We start from the raw sequence: 13,987 nt of genomic DNA, 5'->3' as shown, positions 1-13,987 counted from the left end.
ATCTGAGCTTTCCATTCCGGAATGGCTTGGTCGCCATATCTGTACCCGCCGCCGACGTAGACGCGTTTACTGACCGCTGCCGGGTGGTTTTTCCACCTTTTTGGGGTGGCAAGGGTGGAAATGAGGGGTTAAAACGTCAAAAATGCCGGGCATAAAAAAAAGCGCCGAAAGCGCTTTAAAGTATTGATTTTATTGCATTTTTAATTGGAGGCTGGGGTCGGAATCGAACCGGCGTACACGGAGTTGCAGTCCGCTGCATAACCACTCTGCCACCCAGCCGGGGTGTGTGCTCTGTTTTGAGACTAAAAAGCCGCGATAGTAACGCATACTGACCGCGGCTTTTTTGTATCTGGAGCGGGAAACGAGGTTCGAACTCGCGACCTCAACCTTGGCAAGGTTGCGCTCTACCAGCTGAGCTATTCCCGCTGAGGAAGTCGTGCATTATAGGCAGTTAAATTTTAATGTCAACCCTTATCCATCAACATCGGCCATGCAGCTCTGAGGTAAATCAACATAGACCATAAAGTCAGAATGGCAGCGACGTAAAGTAGAACCAATCCCAGCTCAAACACCGGCAAACCGAACAGGCTGTCACTGAAAATCAAGCAGGCGATGGCAATCATCTGAAAGGTGGTTTTCCACTTACCCATATTGGAAACTTTCACAACATTTCTGGCACCGAGTTCTGCCATCCACTCTCGCAGGGCAGACACGGTAATTTCTCTGCCTACAATCACGATGATTGGCAACAGGATCAGCCACTGCGGATTTTTGAACAGAATCAGTATCAGGGCCACCACCACAATCAGTTTGTCGGCAACCGGGTCGATAAACGCTCCAAAAGGTGAAGATTGATTCAGGCGGCGCGCCAAATAACCATCGAACCAATCGGTGACCGCGGCGACCAGAAATATCACCGTTGCCCAGAACGCGGCACTGTCGTGTGGCAGAAGAAACAAAAGAATCAGCACCGGAATCAAGAAAATTCTCAGCAGACTGAGTAAGTTAGGCACGTTTAGCATGGGTATCGCTTCATCCTGAAAGATGGCCTCATGTTAGCACCCTGGCCGGTTAATGGGGTGCATCAGCATGAAAAACATCATAAATTTTTCTGGCCAGTGACTCGCTTATGCCCTCAACTCTGGCAAGGTCTTCGACGCCTGCCCGTTTGACTTCCTGCAAACCGCCGAATTGTTGCAGAATCTTCTGACGTCGTTTCGGCCCAAGCCCCGGAATATCCTCTAGAGAAGAAGTCTGCCTGGCTTTGGCTCGCCGTTGCCTGTGACCGGTAATCGCAAATCGGTGAGCCTCATCGCGCACCTGCTGTAACAAATGCAATGCCGGTGAATCCGCCGCCAGCGTCACCTCCCCCGCACGGCCAACCAGAAACAGGGTTTCTTCTCCAGGCCGGCGCTCCGGCCCCTTGGCAATGCCTAAAATCGGCAGATCACTCAGATTCAGCTCTGCCAATACTTCCTGAGCTTCACGAATCTGGCCTTTACCACCATCAATCAGTAATAAATCCGGGCGTTTGCCTTCACCATTTTGCAGACGAGTAAAGCGGCGCGTGAGCGCTTGATTCATCGCGGCATAGTCATCGCCAGGCGTGATCCCCTCAATGTTGAACTTGCGATAGTCGCTCTTAATAGCGCCCTCAAGCCCAAACACCACACATGAAGCCACTGTCTTCTCACCTCGAGTGTGGCTGATGTCAAAACATTCAAGTCGTTTTGGCAGTTCATCCAGCTCAAGCGCTTCTTGCAGCGCTTCAAAACGTTGCAGCAAATTCGCACGACTGCTCAGCCGCTGGCTCAGGCTGATATCGGCATTAGTCAGCGCCATTTTTAACCAGCGCGTTGCATGACCGCGCTGTGGCTTGCGAAGACTGACCTTGTGGCCAGACTCACTCTGCAAAACAGATTGCAGCAGGTTCAAATCGTCAGCCTCATGGCTGAGCAGTATCTCGGCCGGCACATCCTTGCCCAGATAGTATTGCGGAATAAATGCCGCCAGCAACGCTTCCGGGCTGCTGTCAGCAGAGCCTTTGGGGAAATAGCTTTTACTGCCCAGATTGCGTCCACCACGGATAAAACACACTTCCACCACCGCCATGCCATCACGCACGATAGCGGCCAACACATCCAGATCGCCCTGCATGCTGCTGACATATTGCCTTTCCTGAACCCGGCGCAGTGCGATGATCTTGTCGCGAATGGCCGCCGCCTGTTCAAACTTCAAAGCGACAGAAGCTTCCTGCATCTGTTGACTGAGTTCATCCATCACCTGCTGATTCTTGCCTTCCAGAAACATCACCGTGTGTTGAACGTCTTTTTGATAGTCCTCGGCAGAAATCAATCCCACACAAGGTGCTGTACAGCGTTTGATCTGATACTGCAGGCAAGGTCGGCTGCGATTCTGATAATAACTGTCTTCACATTGACGCACCGGGAAAAGCTTTTGCAGCAGACTTAGACTCTCTCGCACCGCACCTGCACTGGGATAAGGGCCAAAATATTTTCCCGGCACCCGTTTGGCGCCACGATGCACACTCAGGCGCGGAAAGGCATCCGCTGAAATAAGTAGATATGGGTAGCTTTTGTCATCACGCAGCAGGATGTTATAGCGTGGCATCAAGGCCTTGATCAGGTTGTTTTCCAGAATCAAGGCTTCGTTTTCGGTGTGTGTGACCGTGGTTTCAATGGCGGCTATCTGCGCCACCATCACGGTGGTTTTTGAGGTCAGTCCGGTTTTTCTGAAATAGCTGGAGACGCGTTTTTTGAGATTTTTTGCCTTGCCGACGTAGAGCACCACACCCTCGGCATCAATCATCTGATAGACACCGGGACGGCTGGTCAGCGTTTTGAGATATTCAGCCGCATCAAAGGGCGGTTGTGTGACTTGCGGATTATCAGACATTGCTTGCAGTCGATGATTAGTAAGGTGTTGAGGCTACAGATCATGACTGCAAAGCTAAAGTCACTCAAGCATCAATGTCATGCATCGTCATTCCGCTTGGGTGAGTATTGATTCTGATAGCACTTATGCGCCTGATAGAAACTGTTGCCTGCCAAACCAAGCAGAATGACACCGCCAATCACGGCAGGCATCTTGTCGCCATAGAAATAAAACATCGCCAATGCCACCAAAAGCTCACAAGTTCCGATAACTTTGAGCAAGACGACGTTTTCGGTTCTTTTAACTGCCATTTCCCTGCGCCCTTGCAAAAAATTTGACTATAGCACTATCCGCTATTTTTGTATGGGTATTATTAAAAAAACCCTGAGTCTTTCTGCGCTGAAGCTGATTGATGACTAGGCATGTCTGTCAGCCCGGTTTTGTGGGAAAATAGTGATTTTTTCTGACAACATCATGCCCTCAAACAGCGCCGACCTGTTCAAACCCAAACTACCCGTCTCCGCCAAAAGCCATCGTCATGCTGGACAGCTTTACGGCAGTGCCCAGGGTTTGTTATTGGCAAATGCTGCCGTACAACACGAAGGACCGCTGCTGGTCATCACCGCCGATATGGCGACGGCACAGCGGCTGGAAACTGAAATCCGCTTCTATCTTGCCGATAGTTCACTGCCGATATTGCACTTTCCTGACTGGGAAACGCTGCCCTACGACAACTTTTCACCGCACCAGGACATCATTTCCGAGCGTCTGCAAACGCTGCATCAGCTGCCGACATTTCGCCGAGGCATATTATTAGTGCCGATCGCGACGCTAATGCATCGCATTGCCCCCGCCTCATTTCTGGAAGGCAGCACACTCAGGCTGCAAACCGGCGAACAGTTTGATATCGAACAGTGGCGCCTCAGACTGGAAAAAGCCGGTTACCGTAGCGTCTCTCAAGTCATGGAGCACGGTGAGTTTGCTGTGCGTGGTGCCATCATCGACATGTTCCCGATGGGGGCTAAACAACCCTATCGCATTGATCTGTTTGATGATGAAATCGACACACTGAGAACCTTTGACCCTGAAAGTCAACGCTCTAACGAGAGCATCGATGACGTTGAGTTATTACCCGCCAGAGAATTTCCACTTGATGAAAAAAGCATCAGCCTGTTTCGACGCCAGTTCGGCCTGCAATTTGATGGCGATCCTCAACGCAGCCTGATTTATCGCGAAGTCAGCGCTGGCAATCTGCCCGGCGGCATTGAATATTATCTGCCACTGTTTTTTGAAGAAACCTCATGTTTGCTGGATTATCTACCGGATAACAGCCTGCTGATACCCATTAACCAGCCACACGATGCTGCTGAAATATTCTGGACCGAAATCAGCGAACGTTATCGACAGCACAAGGTAGATCCAGAGCGGCCGCTGCTACCCCCAGAAAAAATGTTCATCGCTGTTCCAGAGCTGTTCAACCAGTTCAAATCCTTTGCACAGCTGCATTGTCAGAACTTTCAACTCAGCGAGTCACAGGGTCATCACAACTATCAGACCATTGCCCCGCCGCCACTGACCATCAACTCCCGTCAGGACAAACCCTGCGCAGCGCTGGAAAGTTTTATCGATGGATTCAAAGGTCGAATTCTGTTTGCTGCCGAATCTGCCGGACGCCGGGAAACCCTGCTTGATTTGCTGCGTCGTCAGCAAATCACCGTCAAGCAGGTCGATAACTGGCAGGCTTTTCTTGATGACAACAGCCCACTGGCAATTACCGTCGCCCCGGTAGAACAGGGCCTGGTCAGTGAGCAACATCAAATTGCCGTCATCGCAGAAACCCAGTTGTTTGGTCAACAGGCGATGCAGCGTCGGCAACGTCAACGCAAAAAACGCGACAGTGATGCCATCATTCGCAACCTGGCAGAGTTGACCATCGGGGCTGCTGTAGTCCATGAAGATCACGGTGTCGGTCGGTATCTCGGCTTGCAGACACTGGATGTGGGTGACGTGACCGCTGAATATGTCACGCTGGAATATGCCAACAAAGACAAACTCTATGTGCCGGTGGCCTCGCTGGATCTGATCAGTCGATACAGTGGTGCCGCTCCTGAATTGGCGCCCCTGCACAAACTGGGCAGTGGTCAGTGGGAAAAAGCACGTCGCAGAGCGGCCGAAAAAGCCCGTGATGTTGCGGCCGAACTGCTGGATATTTATGCCAAGCGTGCTGCCAACAAAAAACCACCTGTCGCAGCACCAGATGAGCAATATCAGGCCTTTTCTGAAGCCTTTCCATTTGAAACCACACCCGATCAGCAAGACGCGATTGATGCTGTTATCGCCGACATGCAATCCGACAAACCCATGGATCGACTGGTCTGTGGCGATGTCGGCTTTGGCAAAACAGAGGTCGCGATGCGTGCTGCGTTTTTGGCAGTGCAGTCAGGCAAGCAGGTCATGGTGCTGGTACCCACCACCTTGCTGGCACAGCAGCATTACGAAAACTTCAAGGATCGTTTCGCCGATTGGCCGGTTCGTGTTGAAGTGTTGTCGCGTTTTCGTTCAAAGAAACAATTGGATACCGTCAAAGCTGCTATCAGCGAAGGCCAAGCGGATATCATCATCGGCACTCACAAACTGCTGCAACAGGACATTCAACCGAAACGACTGGGCTTGTTTATTCTTGATGAAGAGCACCGCTTTGGTGTCACTCAGAAAGAGCAACTGAAAAAGTATCGTAGCCAAATCGACGTGCTGACACTCACCGCCACGCCGATTCCGCGCACGCTCAATATGTCAATTTCCGGTATTCGTGATCTGTCGATCATCGCCACGGCACCGGCACGTCGATTGGCAATCAAGACCTTTGTTTTACAGTGGGATGCAGAGCGAGTCCGTGAAGGCATGCTGCGTGAGATCAAACGTGGCGGCCAGGTGTATTTCCTGCACAACAAGGTCGATGATATCGAGCGAGTGGCCAGAGAAATCGAGCTGTTAATGCCTGAAGCCAAGGTCGCTGTTGCCCATGGTCAAATGCGCGAACGTCAGCTGGAACAGGTGATGCTCGACTTCTATCATCAACGCTTTAATGTGCTGGTGTGTACCACGATTATCGAAACCGGCATTGATGTACCGAGTGCCAATACCATTTTTATCGACCGGGCAGACAAACTCGGTCTGGCGCAGCTCTATCAAATCCGAGGTCGGGTCGGACGTTCTCACCATCGCGCTTATGCTTATCTGCTGGTTCCGCCGCATAACTCCATGACGCAGGATGCCGTGAAACGACTGGAAGCCATCGAATCAATTGAAGATTTGGGCACAGGTTTCACTCTGGCCACTCATGATATGGAAATTCGTGGCGCTGGCGAGTTACTGGGTGATGAGCAAAGCGGTCAGATGCAAGAGATTGGCTTTACGCTCTACAACGAATTACTCGAGCGCGCAGTCACCGCATTACGCATGGGCAAGACGCCTGACCTCGACAGCCAGCGTCACTTTATCGAAATCGATTTGCACACTCCGGCACTGATCCCCTCGGATTACTTACCAGATGTCCATACCCGGCTGGTGCTTTATAAACGCATCTCGGCCGCGCCGGACCAAGAATCCCTCTACGATCTGCAAGTGGAAATGGTCGACAGGTTTGGCTTGCTGCCCGAGCAGGTGAAGACGCTTTTTGCTGTGCATGAATTGCGTCTCAAGGCCAAGGCCGCAGGGATTCGCAAAATTGATGTCTACGAACAAGGTGGCCGGATTATCTTCGAAGAGTCGCCCAATATCGATCCGATGACGATTATTCAGCTAATTCAGCAACAACCTGCCAAATTCAAACTGGATGGACAAGACAAACTGCGCTTCACCGAATTCATGCCAGAAGCCAGTGACCGCATTCAGACACTGGATCAACTGTTGGATACCTTGCTGAGCAGCCAGTCATGAGCAGTGAAGATCGTAATTTCGACGATCTGACAGAACGCTTTTCGACGCGAATCTACGACACGGCCAAGGGCGAGTGGCGTCTGAAAATACTTAAACAGGACTTGTCTGCGGTCACCGCCAGCCAAACGCTTGATGTCTGGGATGCTGGCTGTGGTCAGGCGCAGATCAGTCTGTGGCTGGCTGAGCAAGGTCATCAAATCACCTGCTCGGACATTTCAGCCAGGATGCTGGACATCGCGCGTGAATCATTTCAACAGGCACAATTACCCGCCCGTTTTCTGCATCAATCGTTACAACAACTGTCGAGCAATGAAGGTCCCTTTGATCTGGTACTGTGCCATGCCGTTCTGGAATGGCTGGTAGCACCCTATGAGGGTCTTGCACAGATTGCCGAACGAGTAAAACACGGTGGTTACCTGTCCTTGTTGTTCTACAACCGCAATGCCATGGTCTATCAGAATGTATTGAGAGGCGGTTGGCGGCTGCAACCAATACTTGACGATGAATACATCGGTAAAGGTCACAAGCTGAGTCCTCCCAATCCACTGTATCCCCATGAAGTCATGGAATTTATCGGACAAATGGGTCTTGAAGTGGAGGCTCATAGCGGTGTCAGGGTGTTTCATGACTATCTGAATCAGGACGCCTTGAAAAACAGTGATCCAGAACAGATTTTCGCACTTGAGGCACGTTTTTGCAGAATGCCGGTCTATCGTGACATGGGACGATACATTCACCTGTTACTCAAACGGCCATAAACGACCATACAAGCATCACCGGATTTGCTAAACTTTGCGATTAATTGCTTATCCACCACCTGAATCTAAAGGAAGTCATGGATAAAAAAACCTTGCCATTAGTGCTGCTGTTCAGCGGCCTGCTCTCTGCTTGCGTCCAACAAACTGAGACGCGTCCTGTTCTTACCATTGAAGAAGTCGAGTCTACCGTTGCCGACTCTGAACAGCGCCTGACCGCCAGTATCGCTGAACAATGCGCGGCGATTGAACAAACAGCTGAACGTCAAGCCACTGGCGTGCTGGCGCTACAACTGGATCAGCAACAAATTCTGGAGCAGATTCAGCTTATCAACGAACGACTGGACACTCCACCAGAACCAATCATTATGATGGCTCCGCAAGAGCCTCAACAATGTCCACCGCCACCACCGCCAAAACTGGGTGACAAAGTCGTGCTGGGTGAGGTGGAATGGATTTGGGTCGAAACGCTCAACCGGGTATTCAAAGCGCGTGTGGATACTGGCGCCACAACATCATCCATGCATGCCAGAGACATCGTGGTCACCGAGCGTGACGGCAAAAACTGGGTCCGTTTTTCAATTTTGCCCGAAGAAGAATCCGATGCCAGTTATGACATCGAAGCACCGTTGGTTCGCTATGCAAAAATCCGTCAATCCTCAGCTGATGGTACGGATCGTCGTCCGGTTGTCAGCCTGACAATTCGCATCGGTGAACTGACCGAGCGGGCAGAATTCACGCTGACTGATCGAAGTCACCTGACTTATCCGATTTTGTTGGGACGTGAGTTTATTCGTGATATCGCAGTAGTTGATGTTGCCAAAAAACTTGCTCAACCCAAACCACAGCCACTCGAAAATGTTGAACAGGCACCGGCAAAATCTGCGCCTGAAGTTGATTAATTCCGGAGTCATTGATGGCGTCGCGTTTCCCGTTTTATTTGCTGGTCGGCTTGTTGTTTCTTGTCGGTACTGCCCTGTCGATACACCGACATATGACTTTTGACATCCCCTGGCTGCCGGGGGAGCAACGTCAAACCTGGTCAATTGAGGCCAGAGTGGATTTTGTTGCACAGGGTGAGGAAGTATTGGCCTCATTGGCGATTCCCTCAACACAGCAGGGGTTCACCCAGCTCAATCAAACGGCAGCAAGTCCAGGCTATGGCTTGTCCTTTGTTGAGCGTGATGGTGCCATGCGTGCAGAATGGTCAATCCGACGAGCCGAGGGCAATCAACAGCTTTATTACCGTGTCGATATGCTGGTCGACCCCTATGCCATCCCATCGCTACCCGTGCGCCCTCCGGCCATTCGAGTCAATGTAGAACAAGAACCGTTTGCCACTGCAGCTAACCAAATTCTCGAAAGAGCAATTGAGCGATCGGCGACGCCTTACACACTGGCACGCGAACTGATTGCCGAATTTGGCAATCAACGACAAAAAGCCGAGTTACTCGCACAGCAAAAAAGCAAATCGATGTGGACGGTTCAGCTACTTCAACAAGCCGGCGTGCCTGCCAGACGGGTACATGGCCTGTTTCTGGAAGATGGTCGCAGACGTCAGCAACTCACGGAGTACATTCAAGTCTTCGACGGTGAGGACTACGAGTTATTCAACCCTGAAACCGGCGCGCAGGGACAACCGCACAACCTGCTGCTCTGGCAATATCACTCTGGGCCTATTCTTGAACTGATGGGCGGCAGCAATTCCAATGTCAGTTTTTCGATGATTCAACAGGAGCAGCCATTTAACATCGCACTGAGCCAGAAGTTTGCTGATAATCAGTTACTCAACTTCTCGCTATATAGCTTGCCGCTGGAAGAACAGGCCCTGTTCAAAAACATTCTGCTGATCCCGGTGGGCGTGCTGATGGTAGTGTTGATGCGCATTCTGATTGGTATCAAGACTTCCGGCACTTTTATGCCGGTGCTGATTGCCCTGGCATTTATTCAAACCAGTCTGATCACCGGCCTGATTGGCTTTTTATTGATCGTTGGTACCGGTCTGCTGCTGCGTTCCTATCTCTCCTACCTGAACCTGCTACTGGTTGCCCGAATATCCGCGGTGATTATTATCGTCATAGGCATGATCGCCATATTCTCCATTATGGCGTACCAGTTCGGTCTGACCGAGGGCATGAAAATCACTTTCTTCCCGATGATCATTCTCGCCTGGACCATTGAGCGCATGTCAATTCTCTGGGAGGAAGAAGGCCCTCATGAAGTTCTGGTGCAAGGTGGCGGATCATTACTGGTGGCGATTGTGGCTTTCCTTGCTATGAATAATGACGTTATTCGCCATCTCACCTTCAACTTCCTCGGTATTCAGTTGATGCTGATGGCACTGGTGATGCTCATTGGTAACTATACCGGCTATCGCCTGCTGGAACTGAAACGCTTCCGTCCGATGCTGCGAGATGATCACAAGTGAGCGAAGTCATCGAAAAACAAAGTTGGTGGCAACGACTGGCCGAGCGCTACGCACATCCGGGCAGACTCTCGCGCATGGGTGTGTTGGGCATGAACCGGCGTAATATCTCCTACATCAGCCGCTATAACCCAAGACGCTTGTTTCCACTGGTAGATGACAAGCTCAAGACCAAGCAGATCGCTCTGGAAGCAGGTGTCACGGTGCCCGAACTGATTGGCGTCATTCGTGAACAACATGAAGTTCGCGATCTTGCAGGAATCGTTGCCGATTGCGCCGGCTTTTGTATCAAACCTGCCAATGGTTCAGGCGGCAAAGGCATTTTGGTCATTACCGGCCAGGATGATGGAGGTTATCACCGTTCTAACGGTTCGATTGCCGGTATCGGCGATTTGGAACGCCATGTCACCAACATACTGGCCGGGTTATTCTCTCTGGGCGGTAAGGCAGACGTTGCGATTATCGAAGCACTGATTAATTTTGACGATTGCTTTAGCGGTTTCAGTTACGAAGGCGTACCTGATACTCGCGTGATCGTGTTTCAGGGCTTTCCAGTGATGGCCATGATGCGACTATCCACCTCGGATTCCAATGGCAAGGCTAACTTGCACCAAGGGGCTGTGGGTGTCGGCCTGGATATCGGCGATGGTCACGCGCTGCGAGCTGTTCAGTTCGACAAGCCGATTCTGTTGCATCCTGACACCGGTCTCAATCTGATGAATTTGAAAGTACCGCACTGGCAAACCTTGCTGGAATTGTCAGTGTCCTGTTATGAAATGTCCGGACTGGGTTACCTCGGTACTGACGTGGTGCTGGATCGTTTTCAGGGACCAATGTTGCTGGAACTGAATGCACGTCCCGGTTTGACCATTCAGATGGCAAATGGTCGAGGATTATTGCCAAGACTGCGTCAAATTGAAGCACTCGGCAAAAAAAATCGAATGACACCCAGCCAACGTGTCGAGTATGCTCGGGAGCACTTTTCAGAGCGAAACTGACTCAAGCATCCGGAGGAGCCAACATGACCAATATGACAAAACATCAATTTGCGGTGTTGGCACTCGGCATATTTCTTGGTTTGATTGGTTTAGGCCATCTGCTTGGCAAAGCGGCTATCGAGTATCGTCAATTCGAACGCACCGTCACTGTCAAAGGGCTTTCCGAACGGGAAATGCCTGCTGATGTGGTCATATGGCCGCTCACCTTCACCGAAGCCAATAATGATCTTGGCGCCTTGTATCGCTCGCTGGATATTGGCACAGAACAAATCCGCAGATTCCTGATTGAAAAAGGCATCGATCCTCAGCAAATCTCCGTCAATGCCCCGGCAATCACCGACAAGTTAGCTCAACAATATGGCTCAGGGCGTTCCGAATACCGTTACTCAGCAACGCAGACCGTGACTGTATATTCCGATGCGATTGATACGGTTCGTGCCGTCATGGGGGAACTGTCTGAACTTGGCAAGCAGGGACTGGTGTTTTCAGGTGACAACTACATGAGTCAGACAGAATATTTGTTCACCAGACTTAATGACATCAAACCTGACATGATCGAAGAAGCCACGCGTAATGCCCGAGAAGTGGCAGAAAAGTTTGCTGAAGATTCCAGCAGTCATCTGGGTAAAATCAAGACCGCTTCACAAGGCCAGTTCAGCATTACCGCCCGCGACAATAACAATCCGCATATCAAACGTATCCGGGTGGTTTCTACCATCGAATACTATCTGTCAGACTGAGGGCCTACCCAACATGAAGCGATTCAAAACATGGCCAAAACGCTAATTTTACTTGGTTGTGTGTTGGTAGCGGCAGGCGTTCTCTGGCACTTTGCCCCCTGGTTGTTTAGCTGGTTTGGCAAACTGCCCGGTGATGTCAATATTGAAACCGAGCGAGGTCGAACTTTCATTCCGTTGACCTCGATGGTGATCGTCAGTGTGCTGCTGAGCCTGATAATCAATATTTTCCGCGGTTAACATCCCTGTCAGTTTGTTCTCTGTGCACGACTTCTCCTTCTATCACATGGGCCCTGCTATGCGCTTGTCGGGAGTTAAACCCACTTTGCATCGCGGCAGCGCGTCGGCGTGCGCGGTAAATCATCACCGGGATCAGCAACCAGCTGATCATCAGAAGAAATATCAACAAAAACAGACTCATCAACATGGCGATACCCAGAATGACCCAGGCCAGTAATCGAGCCAGGATATTGCCGGTCTGGCTTTTCTGCCAGCGTCGTTGCCATTGCCCGAGCATCTGACGGACTTTAGAGTTTGAGCCGTTAGCCATCGATACTGATCCGTTGCCCTTCGGCCACCGACTTTAATGCAGCTTCAATGGCAGCGCAGTTGGCTCTGGCATCTGCAAGGCTGAGCAAGGGGGCTGTGTCATTCAAAATGCAGTTCGAGAAATGTTCAATCTCCAGCACAAAATGATCGGCTGCGGCTAATTCCAGCTGTTCCTGTTGTCCGGCATCGGTCCACCAGGAAATCACCGGCTTATCAGCGGCGTGCTGCCAGACAATGTTGCATTTGATGCCGCCCAGCGTACCGATAATTTCGTATTCGCTGCGCCTTGCATGTTCAAAGCTGATTTCAAACTGAGCATAGCGCCCATCAGAAAAATCAAACATGCCAGCCAGACTCACATCCGCACCATGCTCATTGAGTTTTGCCATGGCCATCACGGACTCAGGTTCCCTGTCAAACCACAGTCGAGCCGTGTGTATTGCATAGGGTCCAATGTCCCACATCGCGCCGCCGCCATTGGCGATATCTCTGAAAATCCGATACATCCGCGCCGCTTTCATCGGAAAGGAAAAACAGGTTCTGACCATTCTGACATCACCGATAGCACCGCTGTCGATGATCTGCTGTACCGCCTCGTGTTGAGGATGAAAACGGTACATAAAGCCTTCCATGACTTTAACATTGGCCTTGTCGGCCAGTGCCTGAATAGCGTCAATATCAGTCACCGTGAGCGCCATCGGTTTTTCTATCAACACATGTTTGTTGGCCTTGATAGCTCGCAAAGCCCAGTGCGCATGTTCCTCGTTGGCCATTGGCAGATACACGGCATCAATGTCCTCTCTCATCAGCAATGCCAGCGGATCATCCAAAGCGGTGATATCGGTACGGTCAGGTGCAAGCGACTGCAACAACTCGGCTGCGGCTCCCGGTCTTCTACTGGCGATTGCTACCAGCTCGGCGTTTTCTGCTTGCAAAATGGCAGGCAAAAGACGCTCATTGACTCTGGCAGCACCAAGAATTCCCCAGCGGATTTGTTTGGACATGCTTCACCCCTGACTTGTCAAAAACACAGAGCGTCATCATAAAGGCTCTGACGATAAAGCGCCAAATTGCCATAACCACGTGATTACAGTGTTTTTATAAACGACTGTTTGCCTTATGCTTGGTGTTTGACCATTGGCCGTGTAAAGGAGCTCACTATGACTATCGAAGTTGGACAAAAATTGCCTGAAGCAAAACTTGCGGAGTGTCACGAGTTTGATAGCGACACGGGCTGTCCATTAAGCCCACAACCGGTAGAGGTTTCTGAATTAACCAAAGGCAAAAAGATTGTGATCTTTGCCGTTCCAGGTGCCTTTACACCACTGTGCTCTGCTCAACACTTACCAGGCTTTATCAAACATGCTGATGCCATCAAGGCAGCGGGCGCTGATGAAATCTGCTGTCTCGCCGTCAATGATGCCTTTGTCATGGCGGCCTGGGGCAAACATGTAGGCGTTGATGGCAAAGTTCGAATGCTTGCCGATGGCAGCGCCGAATTTGTTAAGGCAATGGGGCTTGACCGGGATTTAACAGGCGGCGGGATGGGCGTTCGGGCCTTCCGATTTGCGATGATCGTTGACAATGGCGTTGTCAAATATCTGGGCGTGGAAGGATCTGGAGAGTTCGGCAAGTCCAGCGCTGAGACTATTCTTGACGAATTGAAACGATAGACCTTGGCAAGCCGGT

At 50.9% G+C, this 13,987-nt stretch carries 13 protein-coding genes and 2 tRNA genes; 8 read left to right on the top strand and 7 right to left on the bottom strand.

Going from position 1 to position 13,987, the window contains the following annotated elements:
• Window positions 1–205: 205 nt before the first annotated feature.
• The 5 genes from MPL1_RS08435 to MPL1_RS08415 all read right to left on the bottom strand — a co-directional run bounded on the left by MPL1_RS08435 (window position 206) and on the right by MPL1_RS08415 (window position 3,206).
• A tRNA-Cys gene (locus tag MPL1_RS08435) sits at window positions 206–279 on the bottom strand.
• A gap of 71 nt (window positions 280–350) precedes the next feature.
• Window positions 351–426, bottom strand: a tRNA-Gly gene (locus MPL1_RS08430).
• 38 nt (window positions 427–464) lie between these two features.
• Window positions 465–1,022, bottom strand: coding sequence for a CDP-diacylglycerol--glycerol-3-phosphate 3-phosphatidyltransferase (gene pgsA / locus MPL1_RS08425; RefSeq protein WP_009726704.1), 558 nt, complete (start codon window positions 1,020–1,022; stop codon window positions 465–467).
• A gap of 49 nt (window positions 1,023–1,071) precedes the next feature.
• Window positions 1,072–2,916, bottom strand: coding sequence for an excinuclease ABC subunit UvrC (gene uvrC, locus MPL1_RS08420; protein ID WP_009726703.1), 1,845 nt, complete (start codon window positions 2,914–2,916; stop codon window positions 1,072–1,074).
• Window positions 2,917–2,993: 77 nt separating this feature from the next.
• Complete coding sequence (locus MPL1_RS08415) at window positions 2,994–3,206, bottom strand: hypothetical protein (protein WP_009726702.1); 213 nt, start codon at window positions 3,204–3,206, stop codon at window positions 2,994–2,996.
• Between the two features lie 163 nt (window positions 3,207–3,369).
• Here MPL1_RS08415 and mfd point away from each other — a divergent pair, with 163 nt between their 5' ends.
• The 7 genes from mfd (at window position 3,370) to MPL1_RS08380 (ending at window position 11,989) form a co-directional block, all read left to right on the top strand.
• The gene (gene mfd, locus MPL1_RS08410) at window positions 3,370–6,834 is read left to right on the top strand and encodes a transcription-repair coupling factor (protein WP_040577030.1); all 3,465 of its coding nucleotides are present in this window, start codon (window positions 3,370–3,372) and stop codon (window positions 6,832–6,834) included.
• A complete protein-coding gene (locus MPL1_RS08405) occupies window positions 6,831–7,592 on the top strand; it encodes a methyltransferase domain-containing protein (RefSeq protein WP_009726700.1) in 762 nt (253 codons plus the stop codon). The genes mfd and MPL1_RS08405 overlap by 4 nt, the downstream gene beginning before the upstream one ends.
• A gap of 77 nt (window positions 7,593–7,669) precedes the next feature.
• The gene (locus MPL1_RS08400; RefSeq protein ID WP_009726699.1) at window positions 7,670–8,491 is read left to right on the top strand and encodes an ATP-dependent zinc protease family protein; all 822 of its coding nucleotides are present in this window, start codon (window positions 7,670–7,672) and stop codon (window positions 8,489–8,491) included.
• Window positions 8,492–8,505: 14 nt separating this feature from the next.
• Entirely contained in the window at window positions 8,506–10,017 is a 1,512-nt protein-coding gene (locus tag MPL1_RS08395) for an inactive transglutaminase family protein (protein WP_009726698.1), read from the top strand.
• Entirely contained in the window at window positions 10,014–11,012 is a 999-nt protein-coding gene (locus MPL1_RS08390) for an alpha-L-glutamate ligase-like protein (RefSeq protein ID WP_009726697.1), read from the top strand. Before MPL1_RS08395 ends, MPL1_RS08390 begins: the two co-directional genes overlap by 4 nt.
• Before the next feature lie 23 nt (window positions 11,013–11,035).
• Window positions 11,036–11,752 carry an SIMPL domain-containing protein gene (locus tag MPL1_RS08385; protein WP_009726696.1) on the top strand — a complete coding sequence of 239 codons (717 nt, stop codon included), beginning with the start codon at window positions 11,036–11,038 and terminating at the stop codon, window positions 11,750–11,752.
• A gap of 30 nt (window positions 11,753–11,782) precedes the next feature.
• The gene (locus MPL1_RS08380; RefSeq protein ID WP_009726695.1) at window positions 11,783–11,989 is read left to right on the top strand and encodes a DUF2905 domain-containing protein; all 207 of its coding nucleotides are present in this window, start codon (window positions 11,783–11,785) and stop codon (window positions 11,987–11,989) included.
• Here the strand turns inward: MPL1_RS08380 and MPL1_RS08375 are convergent.
• Window positions 11,970–12,299, bottom strand: coding sequence for a hypothetical protein (locus MPL1_RS08375; protein ID WP_009726694.1), 330 nt, complete (start codon window positions 12,297–12,299; stop codon window positions 11,970–11,972). The genes MPL1_RS08380 and MPL1_RS08375 overlap by 20 nt on opposite strands.
• Entirely contained in the window at window positions 12,292–13,302 is a 1,011-nt protein-coding gene (locus MPL1_RS08370) for a Gfo/Idh/MocA family protein (RefSeq protein ID WP_009726693.1), read from the bottom strand. The genes MPL1_RS08375 and MPL1_RS08370 overlap by 8 nt, the downstream gene beginning before the upstream one ends.
• A gap of 156 nt (window positions 13,303–13,458) precedes the next feature.
• On the opposite strand from MPL1_RS08370, the gene MPL1_RS08365 reads away from it, so the two are divergent.
• Window positions 13,459–13,971: a peroxiredoxin gene (locus tag MPL1_RS08365; RefSeq protein ID WP_009726692.1), complete on the top strand. Its 513-nt coding sequence runs from the start codon at window positions 13,459–13,461 to the stop codon at window positions 13,969–13,971.
• Window positions 13,972–13,987 lie beyond the last annotated feature (16 nt).

The organism is Methylophaga lonarensis MPL, from assembly GCF_000349205.1.
GTDB lineage: Bacteria > Pseudomonadota > Gammaproteobacteria > Nitrosococcales > Methylophagaceae > Methylophaga > Methylophaga lonarensis.
The sequence above is the reverse complement of the archived record's forward strand: the minus strand, read 5'-3'. Positions and strand labels throughout refer to the sequence as shown.